Origin of the sequence: Streptomyces sp. ISL-100 (genome assembly GCF_018614615.1) — a bacterium.
GTDB lineage: Bacteria > Actinomycetota > Actinomycetes > Streptomycetales > Streptomycetaceae > Streptomyces.
The window spans coordinates 40,765-62,389 of record NZ_JAGGOK010000037.1 but is presented as its reverse complement, the minus strand read 5'-3'; the positions used below and the strand labels follow the sequence as shown (position 1 = coordinate 62,389).

At 66.8% G+C, this 21,625-nt stretch carries 18 protein-coding genes, 1 tRNA gene and 1 pseudogene; 17 read left to right on the top strand and 3 right to left on the bottom strand.

The window, feature by feature from the left end:
- The first annotated feature begins 77 nt into the window (after nucleotides 1–77).
- The 6 genes and pseudogenes from rpmG to J7E89_RS17060 all read left to right on the top strand — a co-directional run bounded on the left by rpmG (nucleotide 78) and on the right by J7E89_RS17060 (nucleotide 4,510).
- Complete coding sequence (gene rpmG, locus J7E89_RS17085) at nucleotides 78–242, top strand: 50S ribosomal protein L33 (protein WP_003956487.1); 165 nt, start codon at nucleotides 78–80, stop codon at nucleotides 240–242.
- 100 nt (nucleotides 243–342) lie between these two features.
- Complete coding sequence (locus J7E89_RS17080) at nucleotides 343–795, top strand: MaoC family dehydratase N-terminal domain-containing protein (protein ID WP_214974397.1); 453 nt, start codon at nucleotides 343–345, stop codon at nucleotides 793–795.
- Nucleotides 795–1,223 carry a MaoC family dehydratase gene (locus tag J7E89_RS17075; protein WP_214974394.1) on the top strand — a complete coding sequence of 143 codons (429 nt, stop codon included), beginning with the start codon at nucleotides 795–797 and terminating at the stop codon, nucleotides 1,221–1,223. The genes J7E89_RS17080 and J7E89_RS17075 overlap by 1 nt, the downstream gene beginning before the upstream one ends.
- A 97-nt stretch (nucleotides 1,224–1,320) precedes the next feature.
- Nucleotides 1,321–1,872, top strand: coding sequence for a TetR/AcrR family transcriptional regulator (locus tag J7E89_RS17070; RefSeq protein ID WP_374196831.1), 552 nt, complete (start codon nucleotides 1,321–1,323; stop codon nucleotides 1,870–1,872).
- An 84-nt stretch (nucleotides 1,873–1,956) separates the two neighbouring features.
- Nucleotides 1,957–3,398 (top strand): annotated as a pseudogene (locus J7E89_RS17065) (MFS transporter).
- A gap of 56 nt (nucleotides 3,399–3,454) precedes the next feature.
- A complete protein-coding gene (locus tag J7E89_RS17060; RefSeq protein WP_214974390.1) occupies nucleotides 3,455–4,510 on the top strand; it encodes a UDP-N-acetylmuramate dehydrogenase in 1,056 nt (351 codons plus the stop codon).
- 189 nt (nucleotides 4,511–4,699) lie between these two features.
- Here J7E89_RS17060 and J7E89_RS17055 read toward each other — a convergent pair whose 3' ends face one another.
- Nucleotides 4,700–5,338, bottom strand: coding sequence for an NAD(P)-dependent oxidoreductase (locus J7E89_RS17055; RefSeq protein WP_214974388.1), 639 nt, complete (start codon nucleotides 5,336–5,338; stop codon nucleotides 4,700–4,702).
- A 97-nt stretch (nucleotides 5,339–5,435) separates the two neighbouring features.
- Here J7E89_RS17055 and J7E89_RS17050 point away from each other — a divergent pair, with 97 nt between their 5' ends.
- Nucleotides 5,436–6,029, top strand: a complete 594-nt coding sequence (locus J7E89_RS17050; RefSeq protein ID WP_214974386.1) for a TetR/AcrR family transcriptional regulator — start codon at nucleotides 5,436–5,438, stop codon at nucleotides 6,027–6,029.
- On the opposite strand, the gene J7E89_RS17045 is transcribed toward J7E89_RS17050, so the two are convergent.
- Together J7E89_RS17045 and J7E89_RS17040 are read right to left on the bottom strand one after the other, a co-directional pair.
- Nucleotides 6,026–7,045, bottom strand: coding sequence for an adenosine deaminase (locus J7E89_RS17045; RefSeq protein WP_214974384.1), 1,020 nt, complete (start codon nucleotides 7,043–7,045; stop codon nucleotides 6,026–6,028). The genes J7E89_RS17050 and J7E89_RS17045 overlap by 4 nt on opposite strands.
- Before the next feature lie 124 nt (nucleotides 7,046–7,169).
- Nucleotides 7,170–8,396 carry a pyridoxal phosphate-dependent aminotransferase gene (locus J7E89_RS17040; protein WP_214974382.1) on the bottom strand — a complete coding sequence of 409 codons (1,227 nt, stop codon included), beginning with the start codon at nucleotides 8,394–8,396 and terminating at the stop codon, nucleotides 7,170–7,172.
- Between the two features lie 205 nt (nucleotides 8,397–8,601).
- Here J7E89_RS17040 and J7E89_RS17035 point away from each other — a divergent pair.
- The 10 genes from J7E89_RS17035 to rpsL all read left to right on the top strand — a co-directional run bounded on the left by J7E89_RS17035 (nucleotide 8,602) and on the right by rpsL (nucleotide 21,625).
- Nucleotides 8,602–8,674, top strand: a tRNA-Trp gene (locus J7E89_RS17035).
- A 106-nt stretch (nucleotides 8,675–8,780) separates the two neighbouring features.
- The gene (gene secE, locus J7E89_RS17030; RefSeq protein ID WP_028812393.1) at nucleotides 8,781–9,068 is read left to right on the top strand and encodes a preprotein translocase subunit SecE; all 288 of its coding nucleotides are present in this window, start codon (nucleotides 8,781–8,783) and stop codon (nucleotides 9,066–9,068) included.
- A gap of 73 nt (nucleotides 9,069–9,141) precedes the next feature.
- Nucleotides 9,142–10,020, top strand: coding sequence for a transcription termination/antitermination protein NusG (gene nusG / locus J7E89_RS17025; protein ID WP_214974380.1), 879 nt, complete (start codon nucleotides 9,142–9,144; stop codon nucleotides 10,018–10,020).
- A gap of 161 nt (nucleotides 10,021–10,181) precedes the next feature.
- Entirely contained in the window at nucleotides 10,182–10,616 is a 435-nt protein-coding gene (gene rplK / locus J7E89_RS17020) for a 50S ribosomal protein L11 (RefSeq protein WP_214974378.1), read from the top strand.
- A gap of 105 nt (nucleotides 10,617–10,721) precedes the next feature.
- Nucleotides 10,722–11,444 carry a 50S ribosomal protein L1 gene (rplA, locus tag J7E89_RS17015; protein ID WP_214974376.1) on the top strand — a complete coding sequence of 241 codons (723 nt, stop codon included), beginning with the start codon at nucleotides 10,722–10,724 and terminating at the stop codon, nucleotides 11,442–11,444.
- A gap of 346 nt (nucleotides 11,445–11,790) precedes the next feature.
- Nucleotides 11,791–12,321 (top strand): 50S ribosomal protein L10, encoded by a 531-nt coding sequence (rplJ, locus tag J7E89_RS17010; protein WP_214974375.1) that lies wholly within the window; start codon nucleotides 11,791–11,793, stop codon nucleotides 12,319–12,321.
- Between the two features lie 109 nt (nucleotides 12,322–12,430).
- Complete coding sequence (rplL, locus tag J7E89_RS17005; protein WP_214974373.1) at nucleotides 12,431–12,817, top strand: 50S ribosomal protein L7/L12; 387 nt, start codon at nucleotides 12,431–12,433, stop codon at nucleotides 12,815–12,817.
- A gap of 550 nt (nucleotides 12,818–13,367) precedes the next feature.
- On the top strand, nucleotides 13,368–16,850 hold the full coding sequence (gene rpoB / locus J7E89_RS17000; RefSeq protein ID WP_214974371.1) for a DNA-directed RNA polymerase subunit beta: 3,483 nt from the start codon (nucleotides 13,368–13,370) through the stop codon (nucleotides 16,848–16,850).
- Between the two features lie 98 nt (nucleotides 16,851–16,948).
- The gene (locus J7E89_RS16995) at nucleotides 16,949–20,848 is read left to right on the top strand and encodes a DNA-directed RNA polymerase subunit beta' (RefSeq protein ID WP_214974369.1); all 3,900 of its coding nucleotides are present in this window, start codon (nucleotides 16,949–16,951) and stop codon (nucleotides 20,846–20,848) included.
- Nucleotides 20,849–21,253: 405 nt separating this feature from the next.
- Complete coding sequence (gene rpsL, locus J7E89_RS16990) at nucleotides 21,254–21,625, top strand: 30S ribosomal protein S12 (protein ID WP_003948652.1); 372 nt, start codon at nucleotides 21,254–21,256, stop codon at nucleotides 21,623–21,625.

Below are 21,625 nucleotides of genomic sequence, written 5' to 3'. Positions count from 1 at the left end.
CGATTGTGGGGTCGGTCCTTCGATCGGCTACTCTTTTATGCGTTCATCCGTCAACCGTCCGTCCAAGGAGCACTCACGTGGCTGCCACCGACGTCCGCCCGAAGATCACGCTGGCCTGCGTGGAGTGCAAGGAGCGGAACTACATCACCAAGAAGAACCGGCGTAACAACCCGGACCGTCTTGAGATGAAGAAGCACTGCCCGCGCTGCAACTCGCACACCGCGCACCGGGAAACCCGCTAAACACAGGCTCGTATGCGAGGCCGTCCCCGTTTCGGGGGCGGCCTCGCGTCGTTTGATCCAGTCAATTCGTCACGCATCACGCATCAGGAGGTACGAGTCCATGGCGCTCGACCAGTCCTTCGTGGGGCGGGCCTATCCGCCCACCGCACCGTACGAGGTCGGCCGGGAGAAGATCCGCGAGTTCGCCGAGGCTGTGGGCGACACCAATCCCGCGTACACCGATCCGGAAGCCGCCAAGGCACTCGGTCACTCCGATGTGATCGCGCCGCCGACCTTTGTCTTCTCCATCACCTTCAAGGCGGCGGGGCAGGTCGTCCAGGACCCTCAGCTCGGTCTGGACTACAGCCGTGTGGTGCACGGCGACCAGAAGTTCGCGTACAGGCGCCCGGTGCGTGCGGGGGACCGGCTGTCGGTCACTTCGACCATAGAGGCGGTCAAGTCGATGGCCGGCAATGACATCCTGGACATCCGCGGGGACGTCCACGACGAGGTCGGCGAGCATGTGGTGACGGCGTGGACGAAGCTCGTCGCGCGCGCGGTCCAGGAGGCGTGATGGCGGCGAAGATCTCTTACGCGGACGTCGAGGTCGGCACTGAGCTGCCGGCGCAGTCCTTTCCCGTGACGCGCGCCACGCTGGTGCGGTACGCGGGGGCATCCGGCGACTTCAACCCGATCCACTGGAACGAGAAGTTCGCCACCGAGGTCGGGCTGCCGGACGTGATCGCGCACGGCATGTTCACCATGGCCGAGGCGATCCGGGTGGTCACTGACTGGGTGGGCGACCCGGCCGCCGTGGTCGAGTACGGCGTGCGCTTCACGAAGCCGGTCATAGTCCCGAACGACGACAAGGGTGCGCTGATCGAGGTCAGCGCGAAGGTCGCCGCACTGCTCGAGGACAACCGGGTGCGGGTGGACCTGACGGCGATGAGCGCCGGTCAGAAGGTGCTGGGCATGTCCCGCGCCGTGGTCCAGCTGGCCTGACGCGCTCGTTTGACGTAAGGGGCACCTCACAATGGCGAGTGCCCCTTACTGCTTGACGACATTAGTGATTGACCACTAACTTTCTCGCATGGTCAGGATGAGCGCAGACGAGCGGCGCGAGAGCGTCATCCGCGCGGCGATCACCGAGTTCGCGCGGGGTGGCTACCATGGCACCTCCACCGAGTCGATCGCCAAGCGGGTCGGTGTCTCGCAGCCGTACCTCTTCCGCTTGTTCAAGAACAAGCAGGAGCTGTTCCTCGCCGCCGCGACCCGCAGCCTCGCCGAGACCCGCCAGGCGATGGCGGACGCCGCGAGCGAGGTGCCGGCCGATGAAGCGCACATGGCCATGGCCAACGCGTACAAGGAGCTCCTCACCCGCGATCCGGAGAGGCTGCTCATGCAGATGCAGGTGTTCGTGGCCGTGGCCTCCGCGGAGGCGGTGGGAGACCGTGCGTTCGGCGAGGCGATCCGGGCGGAGTGGGAGCGGCTCTGGGACTCCTCGCACCTCATCCTGGGGGGCGACACGAAAGAGACCACGTTCTTCCTGTCCTTCGGGATGCTGATCAATGTGCTGGCCTCGCTGGGCTTCCCGTCCGACCACCGCGTGTGGTCCGGCTTCGACATGAGCGCCACTCCGTTTCTGAAGTAGGGCGCGCCGGCGTGCTCGCGAGGGCACGTCTTTTTTACGTCCCACAAAGTTAGTCATCAATAACTAACCTCACCAGGGGGAGCCATGAAACAGAGCACTTCGGGCCCAGCCGGCCGATCCAGCCGAGCCAGTGCCGTCTGGGCGCTGATCATCACCAGCGTCGCCGGTTTCATGGCGGCCCTCGACAACCTCGTCGTCACGACCGCCCTGCCGTCCATCCGCAAGGACCTCGGCGGCGCGCTCGAAGACCTGGAGTGGACGGTCAGCGCGTACACGCTCACCTTCGCCGTGCTGCTCATGCTCGGCGCGGCCCTCGGCGACCGGTTCGGCCGCCGCCGGCTCTTCATCGTCGGCCTGACCGTCTTCACCGGAGCCTCGGCGGCGGCCGCCCTCGCCCCCGGAATCGACGCCCTGGTCGCCGCCCGCGCCGTACAGGGCGTCGGCGCGGCGATCATGATGCCGCTAACCCTCACGCTGCTCACCGCGGCCGTCCCCGCCGCACGCCGCGGCATGGCCCTGGGCATCTTCGGCGCCGTCAACGGCCTCGCCGTGGCCGGCGGCCCGCTCATCGGCGGCAGCCTCACCGAGCACATCTCCTGGCAGTGGATCTTCTGGCTGAACGTACCGATAGGCCTGGTGCTGCTGCCGCTGGCCCGGCTGCGCCTGAGTGAGTCGTACGCACCGGACGCCCGGCTCGACATCCCCGGCACGCTCCTGGTCAGCGGCGGCCTCTTCGGGATCGTGTACGCCCTGGTCAACGGGCAGTCGGACGGCTGGAGCAGTGCCCCGATCCTCACCGGCCTGATTCTCGGCAGCGCGCTCATCGGCGGCTTCGTCCACCACGGGTTCAACAACAAGAACCCCATGCTCCCCATGCGGCTCTTCCGTAACCGCGCCTTCTTCGGGATCAACATCGCGAGCCTGCTGATGTCCTCGGGATGTTCGGCTCGATCTTCCTGCTCAGCCAGTTCCTGCAGAGCGTCCTCGGCTACTCACCCACCGAGGCGGGCCTGCGGATGCTGCCCTGGACCGGTATGCCGCTGATCGTGGCGCCCCTCGCCGGTTATCTCTCCGACCGCATAGGCGGCCGCCCCGTGGTCGCGGCGGGCCTCGCCCTCCAGGCCGTCGGCCTCGGGTTTTACGCCGCGGTCATCGGCCCCGATGTCTCGTACGCCGCCCAGCTCCCCGCGCTGATCCTCAGCGGCATCGGCATGGCGCTGTACTTCGCCCCCGCCGCCAGCCTGGTCATGTCCAGCGTGCGCCCCGCCGAGCAGGGCGTGGCCTCCGGTGCCAACAACGCCCTGCGCGAGGTCGGCGGAGCCCTCGGCATCGCGGTCCTGGGCGCGGTCTTCGCGTCCCGTGGCGGCTACGAGTCCGCCGACACCTTCGTCGACGGGACCGTCCCCGCCCTGTGGATCGGCGCGGGCGTCGTGGCCCTCGCGGCGGCGGTGGCGCTGCTGATCCCGTCGCGGCGGGAGGCGGCAGCGCCCGCCCCCGCGGAGCGTGAGAAGGAACTCGTGCACTGATGCGGCGGGATACAGGGCGCCTCTGGCTGTCAGAGGCGCCCCGTACGCTTGTCCCCGTGCAGGAACTCCACGACGCCCCCCTCGCCCCCCTGACCACCTTCCGGCTCGGCGGCCCAGCGACCCGTCTCGTCACGGCCACCACCGACGACGAGGTGATCGCCACTGTCCGCGAGGCCGATGCGGCCGGCACCCCGCTGCTCGTCATCGGCGGCGGAAGCAACCTCGTCATCGGCGACAAGGGCTTCGACGGCACCGCCCTGCGCATCGCGACCACCGGCTTCGACCTGGACGGTACGTCGCTGGAACTGGCCGCCGGCGAGGTCTGGACGGACGCCGTCGCCCGCACTGTCGAAGCGGGCCTCGCGGGCGTCGAGTGCCTGGCGGGCATCCCCGGCTCGGCCGGCGCGACCCCGATCCAGAACGTCGGCGCGTACGGCCAGGAGGTTTCCGGCGTCATCACCGAGGTGGTGGCCTACGACCGCCGCGCGGGGGAGACGGTCACCATCCTCGCCGCCGAGTGCGACTTCTCGTACCGCCACAGCCGCTTCAAACAGCACCCCGACCGCTTTGTCGTCCTGCGGGTCCGCCTCGCCCTGGAGGACGCGGACGGCATGTCCGCGCCGATCAAGTACCCCGAGACCGCGCGGACCCTCGGCGTCGAAGCCGGCGAGCGCGTACCCGCCGCCGTCGCCCGCGAGACTGTGCTGAAGCTGCGCGCGGGCAAGGGCATGGTCCTGGACCCGGAGGACCACGACACATGGTCGGCGGGTTCCTTCTTCACCAACCCGATCCTGACGGCCGAGGAGTACGCCGCCTTTGTCGCCCGCGTGGGGGAGAGGCTCGGCGCCGATGTGGCGCCGCCGGCGTTCCCGGTGGGTGACGGCAGGACCAAGACGTCCGCGGCCTGGCTGATCGACAAGGCGGGCTTCACGAAGGGGTACGGGTCGGGGCCGGCCCGGATCTCCACGAAGCACACGCTGGCTCTCACCAACCGGGGTGAGGCCACGACCGAGGATCTGCTGGCGCTTGCGCGCGAGGTTGTGGGCGGGGTGCGCGAGGCGTTCGGGGTGACCTTGGTGAACGAGCCGGTGACGGTGGGCGTCAGCCTGTAGCCGCGGGCTGCCTGCGGAGCTTTCCCCGCTGCCCTTCCCGCAACCTGCGGGCAAATCCAGCCCGTCCGGCGCCTTGAGGACACGCCCGCAGGGCAGCGTCTGTGCTCTGGGGGCTGGGGGCTGGGAGCCTGCCCCCAGTTCGGGAAGGGCGGGGTGGGGAAATAGCCCCGCAGGGACACACGCACCCGCCTAGTACGCGACACCCACCCCCCGCCCAACCGTCGCCGGGTCGTCCAGCATCGCCAGCATCGCGTGCGCCACATCGGCGCGTGCGATTGTCCTGCCACTGCGCGGACTGCCGCCGACCACCTTCCGGTACGTACCCGTCAGCGGCCCATCCGTCAGTTTCGGCGGCCGTACCAACGTCCAGTCCGTCGCCGACCGCGCCAGCTCCGCCTCCATGACCCGAAGATCCGCGTAGATGTCCTTCAGGACCGCGTTGATCACGGCCAGCGAGACGCGGTCCACGAGCGGCTGACGCTCCGGCACCGGCCCGAGCGGAGCCGCGCTGACCGTCAGCAGCCGTCGCGTACCCTCCGCCTCCATCGCCTGCAGCACCGGGCGCGTGAGGGCGGCGGCCATACCCGCGTCCTTGCGGGTGCGCGCCCCCAGACCGGACAGCACCGCGTCCCGCCCCGCGACCGCCGGCCGCAGCGCCTCCGCGTCGCCGTCGCCCAGCTGCGCCGTGAAGACCTCCAGGCCCCGCCCGGTAACCCTGAACCGCGCCGGGTCGCGCACTACCGCGGTGACGCTGTGTCCGGCGGCCAGCGCCTGCTTGACGATCTCCTGTCCGATGCCGCCGGTCGCGCCGAAAACAGCGATCTTCATTGCGTACCCCTCCCCAGGTGGGTAAGTATTCACTCACTACACGTCCCACCAGAGTGGGTGAGTGCTCACTCACCCGTCAAGCCTTCTTGGAGCGCAGATGCAGAAGCCGGCCCGAGAACGGATCCTCGACGCCTCCCACGAGCTGATGCGCACCATCGGCCTGGCCCGTACCACCACCAAGGAGATCGCCCGCGCCGCCGAGTGCTCGGAGGCCGCGCTCTACAAACACTTCGCCAGCAAGGAAGAAATCTTTGTGAGCGTGCTGAAGGAACGCCTGCCCGAGCTCGGCCCGCTCCTCCACCGCCTCCTCGCCGACCCGGGGGAGCGGTCCGTCGAGGAGAACCTCACCGAGATCGCCCGTCAGGCCGCCCACTTCTACGCGGAGAGCTTCCCGATCGGCGCCTCGCTGTACGCCGAGACCAAGCTCAAGCGCCGCCACGACGACGTATTGCAGGAGATGGGCACGGGCCCCCACACGCCCATCGAGGGCCTCGACACCTACCTGCGCGCCGAACGCGAAGCCGGCCGCATCAGCCCCGACGCCGACACCTTCGCGGCCGCCTCACTGCTCCTCGGCGCCTGCGCGCAACGCGCCTTCGCCTATGACGCGACCATCGGCAAGACGCCCCCGCAGTCCGTCGACGAGTTCGCCGCCGCCCTCGCCCGCACCCTGCTGAGAGGAATCGGCTAGCCGGCGAGCCAATGGTCGATTCCCGCCAGCAGCTTGGCCTGTACGTCGTCGGGCGCGGCCGAACCGCGCACCGACTGCCGCGCCAGCTCCGCCAGCTCGGTATCCGTGAACCCGTGGTGGCGTCGCGCCAGCTCGTACTGCGCCGCCAGCCGCGACCCGAACAGCAGTGGGTCGTCCGCGCCCAGCGCCATCGGCACCCCGGCGTCGTACAGCGTCCGCAGTGGCACGTCCTCGGGCTTCTCGTACACGCCGAGCGCCACATTCGAGGCCGGACACACCTCGCAGGTCACGCCCTTTTCAGCCAGCTTCCGCAACAGCCGCGGGTCCTCCGCTGCCCGTACGCCGTGCCCGATCCGCGTCGCGCGCAGATCGTCCAGGCAGTCCCGTACGGACGCGGGCCCGGTCAGCTCCCCGCCGTGCGGCGCCGCGAGCAGCCCGCCCTCCCGCGCGATCGCGAAGGCACGGTCGAAATCCCTTGCCATGCCCCTGCGCTCGTCGTTGGAGAGCCCGAAGCCGACGATCCCGCGGTCCGCGTACCGCACGGCGAGCCGCGCCAGGGTGCGCGCGTCCAGCGGGTGCTTCATCCGGTTCGCCGCGACCAGCACCCGCATCCCCAGCCCGGTCTCCCGCGACGCGCTGTCCACCGCGTCCAGGATGATCTCCAGGGCCGGAATCAGGCCACCCAGCATCGGCGCGTACGACGTCGGATCGACCTGGATCTCCAGCCACCCCGAGCCGTCCCGCACATCCTCCTCGGCCGCCTCGCGCACCAGCCGCTGGATGTCCTCGGGCTCGCGCAGACACGCCCTGGCGGCGTCGTACAGCCGCTGAAAACGGAACCAGCCGCGCTCGTCGGTCGCCCGCAGCTTCGGCGGCTCCCCGCTCGTCAGCGCTTCCGGCAGGTGTACGCCGTACTTGTCGGCCAGATCGAGAAGCGTGCCTGGCCGCATCGACCCGGTGAAATGCAGATGCAGATGGGCCTTCGGCAGCAGTCGGACATCGCGCGCACTCAACATCCCAAGATCCTGCCGCACGCGACTGCCGCCCGGAAGCGTCTTTGCCCGAACGAGTACTTCCCCGAACGCAGAAACGGAACCCGGCAGCAGCCGGGAGCCCGTCATCCACTCACGTAGCAGGTGCTCAGTCGCGGGCCTCGGCCAGCAGCTTCTGCATCCGCGACACGCCCTCGGCCAGGTCCTCGTCGCCCAGCGCGTACGAGAGCCGCAGGTAACCCGGCGTACCGAACGCCTCGCCGGGAACGACCGCCACCTCGACCTCGTCGAGGATCAGCGCGGCCAGCTCGACCGAGGTCTTCGGGCGCTTGCCACGGATCTCCTTGCCCAGCAGCCCCTTGACCGAGGGGTACACGTAGAACGCGCCCTCCGGCTCCGGGCAGACGACGCCGTTGATCTCGTTGAGCATCCGCACGATCGTCTTGCGGCGGCGGTCGAACGCGGAGCCCATCTCGGCGACCGCGTCCAGGTTCCCGGAGACGGCGGCCAGCGCCGCGATCTGCGCCACGTTGGAGACGTTCGAGGTGGCGTGCGACTGGAGGTTGGCCGCGGCCTTGATGACGTCCTTCGGGCCGATCATCCACCCGACCCGCCAGCCGGTCATCGCGTACGTCTTGGCCACACCGTTGACCACGATGCACTTGTCCCGCAGCTCCGGCAGGACGGCCGGGAGGGAGACGGCGGCGGCGTCGCCGTAGACCAGGTGCTCGTAGATCTCGTCCGTCAGCACCCACAGGCCGTGCTCGACGGCCCAGCGGCCGATGGCCTCGGTCTCGGCCTCGGTGTAGACCGCGCCGGTCGGGTTGGACGGGGAGACGAAGAGGACGACCTTGGTCTTGTCCGTACGGGCCGCTTCGAGCTGCTCGACGGAGACCCGGTAGCCGGTGGACTCGTCGGCCACTACGTCGACCGGGACACCGCCGGCGAGACGGATCGACTCGGGGTACGTCGTCCAGTACGGCGCCGGGACGATGACCTCGTCGCCCGGATCCAGGATCGCGGCGAACGCCTCGTAGATGGCCTGCTTGCCGCCGTTGGTGACCAGGACCTGAGAGGCGTCCACCTCGTAACCGGAGTCACGCAGCGTCTTCGTGGCGATCGCGGCCCGGAGCTCGGGGAGCCCGCCGGCCGGCGTGTAGCGGTGGTACTTCGGGTTGCGGCAGGCCTCGATCGCGGCCTCGACGATGTAGCCGGGCGTAGGGAAGTCGGGCTCGCCCGCGCCGAAGCCGATGACCGGTCGGCCGGCGGCCTTCAGGGCCTTGGCCTTGGCGTCCACGGCAAGGGTTGCGGACTCGGAAATCGCGCCGATTCGGGCTGAGACCCGGCGCTCGGTGGGAGGAGTTGCAGCGCTCATGCGGGCCATCGTCCCAGACCGCAAACCCGCTCAGCACACGGATCCCGCAGGGCGGACACCGCGCGGACCGGAAGTGGTCAGGCCGTATCTGTTCGACGCCGGGCTTGTGAGCACGTACACTCACTCGTCGTTGGCCCCTCAGCGCCAGCTCCTCCGTGCGCACTCCGTGCACCCGGTCGGATGCGGTAGGTTGGGGGAACCACAAAGGGTCGTAGCTCAATTGGTAGAGCACTGGTCTCCAAAACCAGCGGTTGGGGGTTCAAGTCCCTCCGGCCCTGCTACACACGTCTTCGCCAGGATGTGTGCGCATGTACGTACTTCTATGCACTGCCGTGCGGCTCCACCGGGCGCGGCACGGCCACGACCCGGAATCAGGTGAGTAGCGTGACGGACGCCGTGGGCTCCATCGACATGCCTGATGCCCAGGACGAGACGCCGGATTCCAGCAAGAAGTCTCGTAAAGGCGGCAAGCGCGGCAAGAAGGGCCCCCTGGGCCGTCTCGCGCTCTTCTACCGTCAGATCGTCGCAGAGCTGCGCAAGGTCGTATGGCCGACGCGCAGCCAGCTGACGACGTACACCACCGTGGTGATTGTCTTCGTCGTCATCATGATCGGCATTGTGACCGTGATCGACATGGGCTTCGCCCGAGCCGTCAAGTACGTTTTCGGCTGATCCCGCGTAGGGCGCCCCACCCGGCGCCCCTTTCGCCGTTCCACCCATATGTATCCAGGAAGAAGCAGCCACCGTGTCTGACCCGAACCTGAACGACGCCATCGAGTCGCAGGAGTCCGCCGAGGACCAGCTCGACATCGTCGAGGCGGCCGACGAGGACCAGGCGGAAGCTGCTGACGTCGCTGCGGGCGAGCCGGCGGAAGAGTCCGCCGTGCACGTTGAGTCCGATGAGTCCGACGAGGATGTCGTCGAGGCCGACGCCGACGCCGAGTCCGGTGGAGACGTCGAGTCCGCCGAGGATGCCGAGGAAGAGGCCGTCGAGGCCGAGGCTCCGGCCGACCCGATCGCCGCGCTCCGCGAGGAGCTCCGCACCCTGCCGGGCGAGTGGTACGTCATCCACACGTACGCCGGGTACGAGAAGCGCGTGAAGGCGAACCTGGAGCAGCGCGCCGTTTCGCTGAACGTCGAGGAATTCATCTACCAGGCTGAAGTCCCCGAGGAAGAGATCGTTCAGATCAAGAACGGCGAGCGCAAGAACGTCCGCCAGAACAAGCTTCCCGGTTACGTCCTGGTCCGCATGGACCTCACCAACGAGTCCTGGGGTGTTGTCCGCAACACCCCCGGCGTCACCGGCTTCGTCGGCAACGCCTACGACCCGTACCCGCTGACCCTGGACGAGATCGTCAAGATGCTCGCCCCGGAGGCCGAGGAGAAGGCCGCCCGCGAGGCTGCCGAGGCCGAGGGCAAGCCGGCGCCCAGCCGCAAGATGGAGGTCCAGGTTCTGGACTTCGAGGTGGGCGACTCGGTCACCGTCACCGACGGCCCCTTCGCGACCCTCCAGGCGACGATCAACGAGATCAACGCCGACTCCAAGAAGGTCAAGGGCCTCGTCGAGATCTTCGGTCGCGAGACCCCGGTCGAGCTCAGCTTCGACCAGATCCAGAAGAACTGATCTTCTCTGGACTCACGCTTCCGACCAGGTCAGATCGGCTCTCGCAGCCGGTCTGACCTGCTCGGTTTTTAGCCGCAGCGCGATACCCGTTATCGTTGTGCGGTATGCCTCCGTCCGGTGATCGGATGGCAGGAAACTCTCACTAGGACCCGGAGAGAGCAATGCCTCCCAAGAAGAAGAAGGTCACGGGGCTTATCAAGCTCCAGATCAACGCCGGCGCGGCCAACCCGGCTCCGCCGGTCGGCCCCGCGCTGGGCCAGCACGGCGTCAACATCATGGAGTTCTGCAAGGCCTACAACGCCGCGACCGAGTCGCAGCGTGGCATGGTCGTGCCGGTGGAGATCACGGTCTACGAAGACCGCTCCTTCACCTTCGTGACGAAGACCCCGCCGGCCGCCAAGCTGATCCTCAAGGCCGCAGGTGTGGACAAGGGATCGGGCGAGCCCCACAAGACCAAGGTCGCGAAGCTCACCGCCGCTCAGGTGCGCGAGATCTCGACGGTCAAGCTCCCCGACCTGAACGCCAACGACCTGGACGCCGCGGACAAGATCATCGCCGGCACCGCCCGTTCCATGGGCATCACGGTCGAGGGCTGAAAGTCCCCGTAGCACCTCAGTGGTAGGGCCAAGCGCTGGTCCGCACCACGACTCCATCTCCCACGCGGCGGAAGCCGCATGGTGTAACTGCCAACAGGAGCAGAAGTGAAGCGCAGCAAGAACTTCCGCAGCGCGGACGCGAAGATCGACCGGGAGCGTCTGTACGCCCCGCTCGAGGCCGTCCGTATCGCCAAGGACACCTCCACCACGAAGTTCGACGGCACCGTCGAGGTCGCCATGCGTCTGGGTGTCGACCCGCGCAAGGCCGACCAGATGGTCCGCGGCACCGTGAACCTGCCGCACGGCACCGGCAAGACCGCCCGGGTCCTGGTCTTCGCGACCGGTGACCGTGCTGCGGCCGCGGAGGCCGCCGGCGCCGACATCGTCGGCTCCGACGAGCTCATCGACGAGGTCGCGAAGGGTCGTCTGGACTTCGACGCCGTCGTCGCCACCCCGGACCTCATGGGCAAGGTCGGCCGCCTCGGCCGCGTGCTCGGTCCGCGTGGTCTGATGCCGAACCCGAAGACCGGAACGGTCACCCCGGACGTGGCGAAGGCTGTCACGGACATCAAGGGCGGCAAGATCGAGTTCCGCGTCGACAAGCACTCGAACCTGCACTTCATCATCGGCAAGGTCTCCTTCGACGAGACGAAGCTGGTCGAGAACTACGCCGCGGCGCTGGAGGAGATCCTCCGTCTCAAGCCGTCCGCCGCCAAGGGCCGCTACATCAAGAAGGCCGCCCTGGCCACGACGATGGGCCCCAGCATCCCGCTGGACCAGAACCGCACGCGTAACCTCCTCGTCGAGGAAGACCCGGCCGCTGTCTGACGGCCGGGCCGAGCCTGACGGCTCGGGTCACTGAGTGGCTCTGATCGGGCCCCGTACCTCCCCCCGGGGAGGCGCGGGGCCCGATTTGCTTGTGGCTGACCTGTTCGCGTAGTCTTCCCCAGAAGCCAAAGACCGCTGGTCGTTGCTGTGTCTTCGCAAGAAGGTGCGGTGGCCGAAGGATCCGCTAGGTGCGGACGACCCGCGTAGGTGTCGTGGAGAGCTCCCGGACGCGCTTTTTAGAAAGCACAGCCGGTCGAGCTACGCCCCGTGCGCCTGCGCCGGGGCGTTTCGTTTTGCCCAGCCCCTTCTGAGCGGTCCTCATCACCCGGAAGGAGGCCGACGCTCTATGGCAAGGCCCGACAAGGCTGCCGCGGTAGCCGAGCTCGCGGACCAGTTCCGTAGCTCGAACGCCGCCGTGCTGACCGAGTACCGGGGTCTCACCGTGGCGCAGCTCAAGACGCTGCGTCGTTCGCTCGGTGAGAACGCCCAGTACGCCGTGGTGAAGAACACGCTGACCAAGATTGCGGCCAACGAGGCCGGGATCAACACGCTGGACGACCTGTTCGCAGGTCCGACGGCGGTTGCCTTCATCACCGGTGACCCGGTGGAGTCGGCGAAGGGTCTTCGTGACTTCGCCAAGGAGAACCCCAACCTGATCATCAAGGGCGGTGTCCTTGACGGTAAGGCGCTGTCCGCCGATGAGATCAAGAAGCTCGCGGACCTCGAGTCCCGCGAGGTTCTGCTCGCCAAGCTGGCGGGCGCGATGAAGGGCAAGCAGTCCCAGACTGCCTCGCTGTTCAAGGCGCTTCCGTCGAAGTTCGTCCGCACCGCGGAGGCGCTTCGTGCCAAGCAGGCCGAGCAGGGCGGTGCCGAGTAATTCGGCTCGCTTTTTGACCGACGCCGTCTGGCGCAGGTCGCAGCGGGCCGGAAGTACGCCCGCCTCACATGTACATCGGCACCAGCCGAATTAGTGGAAGGACGCCATCATGGCGAAGCTCGCCCAGGCCGACCTGCTCGCGCAGTTCGAAGAGATGACCCTCATCGAGCTCTCTGAGTTCGTGAAGGCCTTCGAGGAGAAGTTCGACGTCACCGCCGCTGCCGCGGTTGCCGCCGCCCCCGTCGGCGGTGCCGCCGGTGGCGCCGCCGAGGCCGTCGAGGAGCAGGACGAGTTCGACGTCATCCTCACCGGTGCCGGCGACAAGAAGATCCAGGTCATCAAGGTCGTGCGTGAGCTGACCTCGCTGGGTCTGAAGGAGGCCAAGGACCTCGTCGACGGCGCTCCGAAGCCGGTCCTCGAGAAGGTCGCCAAGGAGGCCGCTGAGAAGGCCGCCGAGTCCCTCAAGGCCGCCGGCGCGGCTGTCGAGGTCAAGTGACCTCGTTGAGTCTCTGACTCAGCTGCTCACGTTCTAAGGGCGATCACCCATTCGGGTGGTCGCCCTTAAGCGTTCCCGGGACGCCTTCCTTGCTCTTCGCGCTGCGGCGAGTATCGTGATCTTCGCCGTACGTCCCGTGGGTGGCCGTGCGCCGTTCGGCGCTGTGGCCAGTGACGATCTCTGTGGGGAGCGGGGGAGGCCTTGACGAACCGCACGAGGCGCGCAATTCTCAGGACGCGTCGTCATACCGATCCGGATCCGAGGCATGGATCGGCGACGTAGAGGGCAGTACTGATATGCGCATACCGCGCGTGGCTTTCCGCAGGAGTTGAGTACAGCGAGGGTGTCAAACAACCCGCACTGGACATCAGTGGGCCAAGTGGCTACACTGACCCTTTGCGCTGCCTGTTAGCTGCCTCCTGCCCGTCACCAGGGGCATACCCTCGCTCGAGCATCGACGGCCGACTTCCCCGACCAGGGATTTCTGTCGCTGTGCCGGCTTGGGACCGGTACGCGCGTAGTGAGTCCGAGCCCTCGGAAGGACCCCCTCTTGGCCGCCTCGCGCAACGCCTCGACCTCTAATACGAACAACGGCGCCAGCACCGCCCCGCTGCGCATCTCCTTTGCAAAGATCAAGGAGCCCCTCGAGGTTCCTAACCTCCTCGCGCTGCAGACCGAGAGCTTTGACTGGCTGCTCGGTAATGCCGCTTGGAAGGGTCGCGTCGAGGCCGCTCTCGAGAGCGGACAGGACGTCCCCACCAAGTCTGGTCTGGAAGAGATCTTCGAGGAGATCTCGCCGATCGAGGACTTCTCCGGGTCGATGTCGCTGACGTTCCGCGACCACCGGTTCGAGCCCCCGAAGAACTCGATCGACGAGTGCAAGGAGCGCGACTTCACGTTCGCGGCTCCCCTTTTCGTCACCGCAGAGTTCACCAACAACGAGACCGGCGAGATCAAGTCCCAGACGGTCTTCATGGGCGATTTCCCGCTCATGACCAACAAGGGCACCTTCGTCATCAACGGCACCGAGCGTGTCGTGGTGTCGCAGCTGGTCCGCTCGCCGGGTGTCTACTTCGACTCCTCCATCGACAAGACGTCCGACAAGGACATCTTCTCCGCCAAGATCATCCCGTCCCGGGGTGCCTGGCTGGAGATGGAGATCGACAAGCGCGACATGGTCGGTGTCCGCATCGACCGCAAGCGCAAGCAGTCCGTGACCGTCCTCCTCAAGGCTCTCGGTTGGACCACCGAGCAGATCCTCGAAGAGTTCGGCGAGTACGAGTCCATGCGCGCCACCCTGGAGAAGGACCACACCCAGGGCCAGGACGACGCGCTGCTCGACATCTACCGCAAGCTCCGCCCGGGCGAGCCGCCCACGCGTGAGGCTGCTCAGACGCTGCTCGAGAACCTCTACTTCAACCCGAAGCGCTACGACCTCGCGAAGGTCGGCCGCTACAAGGTGAACAAGAAGCTCGGCGCCGACGAGCCGCTGAATGCCGGTGTCCTCACCAGCAAGGACATCATCGCCACCATCAAGTACCTGGTCCGGCTGCACGCCGGCGAGGTCGAGACGGTCGGCGAGTCGGGCCGGAGCATCGTCGTCGAGACCGACGACATCGACCACTTCGGCAACCGTCGTCTGCGTAACGTCGGCGAGCTCATCCAGAACCAGGTCCGCACGGGTCTGGCTCGTATGGAGCGCGTCGTACGTGAGCGGATGACGACTCAGGACGTCGAGGCGATCACGCCGCAGACCCTGATCAACATCCGGCCGGTCGTCGCCTCCATCAAGGAGTTCTTCGGCACCAGCCAGCTGTCGCAGTTCATGGACCAGAACAACCCGCTGTCGGGTCTCACCCACAAGCGCCGTCTGTCGGCGCTTGGCCCGGGTGGTCTCTCCCGTGAGCGGGCCGGCTTCGAGGTCCGTGACGTGCACCCGTCTCACTACGGCCGTATGTGCCCGATTGAGACTCCCGAAGGCCCGAACATCGGTCTGATCGGTTCGCTCGCCTCGTACGGCCGCGTCAACGCGTTCGGTTTCGTCGAGACGCCGTACCGCAAGGTTGTCGAGGGTGTCGTCACCGACGACGTCGACTACCTGACCGCCGATGAGGAAGACCGTTTCGTCATCGCGCAGGCCAACGCGACGCTGGGTGAGGACATGCGCTTCACCGAGTCGCGCGTGCTGGTCCGCCGTCGTGGCGGCGAAATCGACTACATCCCCGGCGACGACGTCGACTACATGGACGTCTCGCCGCGCCAGATGGTGTCGGTCGCCACCGCGATGATCCCGTTCCTCGAGCACGACGACGCGAACCGCGCGCTCATGGGCGCGAACATGATGCGTCAGGCCGTGCCGCTGATCACGTCCGAGGCGCCGCTCGTCGGCACCGGCATGGAATACCGCTGTGCGGTCGACGCCGGTGACGTCATCAAGGCGGAGAAGGACGGTGTGGTCCAGGAGGTTTCCGCGGACTACGTCACCGTCGCCAACGACGACGGTACGTACACCACGTACCGGATCGCGAAGTTCTCCCGCTCCAACCAGGGCACCTCGGTCAACCAGAAGGTTGTCGTGGACGAGGGCGCCCGGGTCGTCGAGGGCCAGGTCCTCGCCGACGGGCCGGCCACCCAGCAGGGTGAGATGGCGCTCGGCAAGAACCTGCTCGTGGCGTTCATGCCGTGGGAGGGCCACAACTACGAAGACGCGATCATCCTCAGCCAGCGTCTGGTGCAGGACGACGTCCTCTCCTCGATTCACATCGAGGAGCACGAGGTCGACGCCCGTGACACCAAGCTCGGCCCGGAGGAGATCACCCGGGACATTCCGAACGTCTCCGAAGAGGTCCTCGCGGACCTCGACGAGCGCGGCATCATCCGTATCGGTGCCGAGGTCGTCGCCGGTGACATCCTCGTCGGCAAGGTCACGCCCAAGGGTGAGACCGAGCTGACGCCGGAAGAGCGCCTGCTGCGCGCGATCTTCGGTGAGAAGGCGCGCGAGGTGCGCGACACCTCGCTGAAGGTTCCGCACGGCGAGGTCGGCAAGATCATCGGTGTCCGCGTCTTCGACCGCGAAGAGGGCGACGAGCTGCCGCCGGGTGTGAACCAGCTGGTTCGCGTCTACGTCGCGCAGAAGCGCAAGATCACCGATGGTGACAAGCTCGCCGGCCGTCACGGCAACAAGGGCGTCATCTCGAAGATCCTGCCGATCGAGGACATGCCGTTCCTGGAGGACGGCACCCCGGTCGACATCATCCTCAACCCGCTGGGTGTCCCGTCCCGAATGAACCCGGGACAGGTCCTCGAAATCCACTTGGGCTGGCTCGCCAGTCAGGGCTGGAAGGTCGAGGGCGGCGAGGACTGGATGGAGCGCCTGAAGGTGATCGGGGCCGACGAGGTCGCTCCCGGCACCAACGTCGCCACCCCGGTCTTCGACGGTGCCCGCGAGGACGAGATCTCGGGTCTCTTCGAGTCCACGATCCCGAACCGCGACGGCAACAGGATGGTGCAGCCCTCGGGCAAGGCCAACCTGTTCGACGGCCGCTCGGGTGAGCCTTTCCCGGAGCCGGTCTCGGTCGGCTACATGTACATCCTCAAGCTCCACCACCTGGTCGACGACAAGCTGCACGCTCGTTCGACCGGTCCGTACTCGATGATCACCCAGCAGCCGCTGGGTGGTAAGGCCCAGTTCGGTGGCCAGCGCTTCGGTGAGATGGAGGTGTGGGCGCTTGAGGCTTATGGCGCCGCTTACGCCCTCCAGGAACTGCTGACCATCAAGTCCGACGACGTCACCGGCCGCGTGAAGGTCTACGAGGCCATCGTCAAGGGCGAGAACATTCCTGAGCCCGGCATCCCCGAGTCCTTCAAGGTGCTCATCAAGGAGATGCAGTCCCTGTGCCTCAACGTGGAGGTGCTGTCCTCGGACGGCATGTCCATCGAGATGCGCGACACCGACGAGGACGTCTTCCGCGCTGCGGAAGAGCTCGGTATCGACCTGTCCCGGCGCGAGCCGAGCAGCGTCGAAGAGGTCTGACGGGTTGTCCGGCCGCTGCTTCACCGCGGCGGCCGGCTCTCCCCGGACCCGTTCAGACCATGATTGACTCTCGACCCCGAAAGAGGGATTGACGACAAGTGCTCGACGTCAACTTCTTCGACGAGCTGCGGATCGGCCTCGCCACCGCGGACGACATCCGGACCTGGTCGCACGGCGAAGTGAAGAAGCCGGAGACCATCAACTACCGCACGCTCAAGCCCGAGAAGGACGGACTCTTCTGCGAGAAGATCTTCGGCCCGACCCGGGACTGGGAGTGCTACTGCGGTAAGTACAAGCGTGTCCGCTTCAAGGGCATCATCTGCGAGCGCTGCGGCGTCGAGGTCACTCGCGCCAAGGTGCGTCGTGAGCGGATGGGCCACATTGAGCTGGCCGCACCCGTCACCCACATCTGGTACTTCAAGGGCGTCCCGTCGCGCCTTGGCTACCTGCTGGACCTCGCGCCGAAGGACCTCGAGAAGGTCATCTACTTCGCCGCGTACATGATCACGTTCGTGGACGAGGAGCGCCGCACGCGTGACCTGCCGTCGCTGGAGGCGCACGTCTCCGTAGAGCGTCAGCAGGTCGAGAACCGTCGCGACTCCGACCTCGAAGCCCGCGCCAAGAAGCTCGAGACCGACCTGGCCGAGCTCGAGGCCGAGGGCGCCAAGGCCGACGTACGCCGCAAGGTGCGCGAAGGTGCCGAGCGTGAGATGAAGCAGCTGCGCGACCGTGCGCAGCGCGAGATCGACCGTCTCGACGAGGTATGGAGCCGCTTCAAGAACCTCAAGGTCCAGGACCTCGAGGGCGACGAGCTGCTCTACCGCGAGCTGCGCGACCGCTTCGGTACGTACTTCGACGGCTCGATGGGCGCCGCTGCTCTGCAGAAGCGCCTGGAGTCCTTCGACCTCGACGAAGAGGCCGAGCGGCTTCGCGAGATCATCCGTACCGGCAAGGGCCAGAAGAAGACCCGTGCGCTGAAGCGGCTGAAGGTCGTGTCTGCCTTCCTGCAGACCTCCAACAGCCCCAAGGGCATGGTGCTCGACTGCGTCCCGGTCATCCCGCCGGACCTTCGCCCGATGGTGCAGCTGGACGGTGGCCGCTTCGCGACCTCCGACCTGAACGACCTGTACCGCCGTGTGATCAACCGCAACAACCGTCTGAAGCGGCTTCTCGACCTCGGTGCTCCCGAGATCATCGTCAACAACGAGAAGCGCATGCTTCAGGAGGCCGTTGACGCGCTGTTCGACAACGGTCGTCGTGGCCGTCCGGTCACCGGTCCCGGTAACCGCCCGCTGAAGTCCCTGAGCGACATGCTCAAGGGCAAGCAGGGTCGATTCCGTCAGAACCTTCTCGGTAAGCGTGTGGACTACTCCGCGCGTTCCGTGATCGTCGTCGGCCCGCAGCTGAAGCTGCACCAGTGTGGTCTGCCCAAGGCCATGGCGCTGGAGCTCTTCAAGCCGTTCGTGATGAAGCGCCTGGTTGACCTCAACCACGCGCAGAACATCAAGTCGGCGAAGCGCATGGTCGAGCGTGGCCGGACCGTCGTTTACGACGTGCTGGAAGAGGTCATCGCCGAGCACCCGGTTCTGCTGAACCGTGCGCCGACGCTGCACCGCCTCGGCATCCAGGCCTTCGAGCCGCAGCTGGTCGAGGGCAAGGCCATCCAGATTCACCCGCTCGTCTGCACCGCGTTCAACGCGGACTTCGACGGTGACCAGATGGCCGTGCACCTGCCGCTCTCCGCGGAGGCGCAGGCCGAGGCCCGCATCCTGATGCTGTCCTCGAACAACATCCTGAAGCCGGCCGACGGTCGTCCCGTCACCATGCCGACCCAGGACATGGTGCTGGGCCTGTTCTTCCTCACGACCGACGAGGAAGAGCGCAAGGTCATCGGTGAGGGCCGTAGCTTCGGCTCGACCGCCGAGGCGACCATGGCGTTCGACAACCGCGAGCTCTCGCTCCAGGCGAAGGTCGACATCCGTTTCCCGGTGGGCACCATCCCGCCGCGTGGCTGGGTGCCGCCGGTTGCCGAGGAGGGCGAGCAGGAGTTCCAGCAGGGCGACAGCTTCCGGCTGCGTACGACGCTGGGCCGCGCGCTCTTCAACGAGCTGCTGCCCGAGGACTACCCGTTCGTCGACTACTCGGTGGGCAAGAAGCAGCTCTCCGAGATCGTCAACGACCTGGCGGAGCGCTACCCCAAGGTGATCGTGGCGGCGACGCTCGACAACCTGAAGGCGGCCGGCTTCCACTGGGCGACCCGTTCGGGCGTCACCGTGGCCATCTCCGACGTCGTCGTGCCCGAGGCCAAGAAGGCCATCGTCAAGGGCTACGAGGCGCTGGACGAGAAGGTCCAGAAGCAGTACGAGCGCGGTCTCATCACCAAGGAAGAGCGCACTCAGGAGCTCATCGCGATCTGGACCAAGGCGACCAATGAGGTTGCCGAGGCGATGAACGCGAACTTCCCCAAGACGAACCCCATCTTCATGATGGTTGACTCGGGTGCCCGAGGAAACATGATGCAGATGCGTCAGATCGCCGGTATGCGTGGTCTGGTGTCGAACGCCAAGAACGAGACGATTCCTCGTCCGATCAAGGCGTCGTTCCGTGAGGGTCTGTCCGTGCTGGAGTACTTCATCTCCACCCACGGTGCCCGTAAGGGTCTCGCCGACACCGCCCTGCGTACCGCCGACTCGGGTTACCTGACCCGCCGTCTGGTGGACGTCTCGCAGGACGTGATCATCCGCGAGGAGGACTGTGGCACCGACCGCGGCCTCAAGCTGAAGATCGCGTCGAAGGGTGCCGACGGCATCCTGCGCAAGACGGACGACGTCGAGACCAGCGTGTACGCACGCATGCTCGCCGAGGACGTAGTCATTGACGGCAAGGTCATCGCGCCGGCCAATGTCGACCTCGGTGACGTGCTCATCGACCAGCTGGTCATGCACGGCGTCGAGGAGGTCAAGACCCGCTCGGTCCTGACCTGTGAGTCCGCGGTCGGCACCTGTGCCTTCTGCTACGGACGCTCGCTCGCCACCGGCAAGCTGGTCGACATCGGTGAGGCGGTCGGCATCATCGCCGCCCAGTCCATCGGTGAGCCCGGTACCCAGCTGACGATGCGTACCTTCCACACCGGTGGTGTGGCCGGTGACGACATCACCCAGGGTCTGCCCCGTGTCGTCGAGCTCTTCGAGGCTCGTACGCCCAAGGGTGTCGCCCCGATCTCGGAGGCGGCCGGCCGCATCCGTATCGAGGAGACCGAGAAGACCAAGAAGATCGTCGTCACCCCGGACGACGGCAGCGACGAGACGGCGTTCCCGATCTCGAAGCGTGCCCGTCTGCTCGTGGGCGAGGGCGACCACGTCGAGGTGGGCCAGAAGCTCACCGTGGGTGCCACCAACCCGCACGACGTGCTGCGGATCCTCGGTCAGCGCGCGGTCCAGGTCCACCTGGTCGGCGAAGTCCAGAAGGTCTACAACAGCCAGGGTGTGTCGATCCACGACAAGCACATCGAGATCATCATCCGGCAGATGCTGCGCCGCGTGACGATCATCGAGTCGGGCGACGCCGAGCTGCTTCCGGGCGAGCTCGTCGAGCGCGGCCGCTTCGAGGGCGAGAACCGTCGTGTGGTCACGGAAGGCGGCCACCCGGCCTCCGGCCGTCCGCAGCTGATGGGTATCACCAAGGCCTCGCTGGCGACCGAGTCGTGGCTGTCGGCGGCGTCCTTCCAGGAGACGACCAGGGTTCTGACGGACGCGGCGATCAACGCCAAGTCCGACTCCCTGATCGGCCTCAAGGAGAACGTCATCATCGGTAAGCTCATCCCGGCCGGTACGGGCCTGTCCCGCTACCGCAACATCCGGGTGGAGCCCACCGAGGAGGCCAAGGCCGCGATGTACTCGGCCGTCGGCTACGACGACATCGACTACTCGCCGTTCGGCACCGGCTCCGGCCAGGCCGTCCCGCTGGAGGACTACGACTACGGTCCGTACAACCAGTAAGAGTGCGTGTCAGTACGTCCACAGGGCGGTCACCCTTCGGGGTGGCCGCCCTGCGGCGTTGGCGGGCTGTGCGCCTTCCGAGTGCCTTTCTGCGGGCCGTTCGCGGGCCGCCCAATGGCCGGCCGGCCTGCGGACAGAGCTCGGGAAGTCCGGTGTGTTGGGGTGGACGGCATTTGTTTTGACCGGAGTCAATGAGGTAGGTACAGTCAGACCTTGTGCCTGGGGTGTGTCCTGGCTCCACTGCGTGCTTATGTCCGCTAAGGGAGCCGGGGTAGAAAAGCACGCCGCAACCTGTGACTTCTCCATTTCGGTGGAGGCTTCCAGTGTTCGACACACCCGACCGCGTGGGTCGGAGGTGTTCCAGGTTAGTTTCACAGTGATCGGCACACAGAAACCGGAGAAGTAGTGCCTACGATCCAGCAGCTGGTCCGCAAGGGCCGACAGGACAAGGTCGAGAAGAACAAGACGCCCGCACTTGAGGGTTCCCCTCAGCGTCGCGGCGTCTGCACGCGTGTGTTCACGACCACCCCGAAGAAGCCGAACTCGGCCCTGCGTAAGGTCGCGCGTGTGCGTCTGACCAGCGGGATCGAAGTCACTGCTTACATCCCGGGTGAGGGACACAACCTGCAGGAGCACTCCATCGTGCTCGTGCGTGGTGGCCGTGTGAAGGACCTGCCGGGTGTTCGCTACAAGATCATCCGCGGTTCGCTCGACACCCAGGGTGTCAAGAACCGCAAGCAGGCCCGCAGCCGCTACGGCGCCAAGAAGGAGAAGTAA

Coding starts and splice junctions, on each gene's coding strand:
- J7E89_RS17070 (WP_374196831.1), top strand. CDS start 1,321: ATGAGCGCAGACGAGCGGCGCGAGAGCGTCATCCGCGCGGCGATCACC.
- J7E89_RS17040 (WP_214974382.1), bottom strand. CDS start 8,396: ATGAGCGCTGCAACTCCTCCCACCGAGCGCCGGGTCTCAGCCCGAATC.
- rplL (WP_214974373.1), top strand. CDS start 12,431: ATGGCGAAGCTCGCCCAGGCCGACCTGCTCGCGCAGTTCGAAGAGATG.
- rplJ (WP_214974375.1), top strand. CDS start 11,791: ATGGCAAGGCCCGACAAGGCTGCCGCGGTAGCCGAGCTCGCGGACCAG.
- J7E89_RS17045 (WP_214974384.1), bottom strand. CDS start 7,045: ATGTTGAGTGCGCGCGATGTCCGACTGCTGCCGAAGGCCCATCTGCAT.
- J7E89_RS17075 (WP_214974394.1), top strand. CDS start 795: ATGGCGGCGAAGATCTCTTACGCGGACGTCGAGGTCGGCACTGAGCTG.
- J7E89_RS17080 (WP_214974397.1), top strand. CDS start 343: ATGGCGCTCGACCAGTCCTTCGTGGGGCGGGCCTATCCGCCCACCGCA.
- J7E89_RS17050 (WP_214974386.1), top strand. CDS start 5,436: ATGCAGAAGCCGGCCCGAGAACGGATCCTCGACGCCTCCCACGAGCTG.
- rplK (WP_214974378.1), top strand. CDS start 10,182: ATGCCTCCCAAGAAGAAGAAGGTCACGGGGCTTATCAAGCTCCAGATC.
- J7E89_RS17055 (WP_214974388.1), bottom strand. CDS start 5,338: ATGAAGATCGCTGTTTTCGGCGCGACCGGCGGCATCGGACAGGAGATC.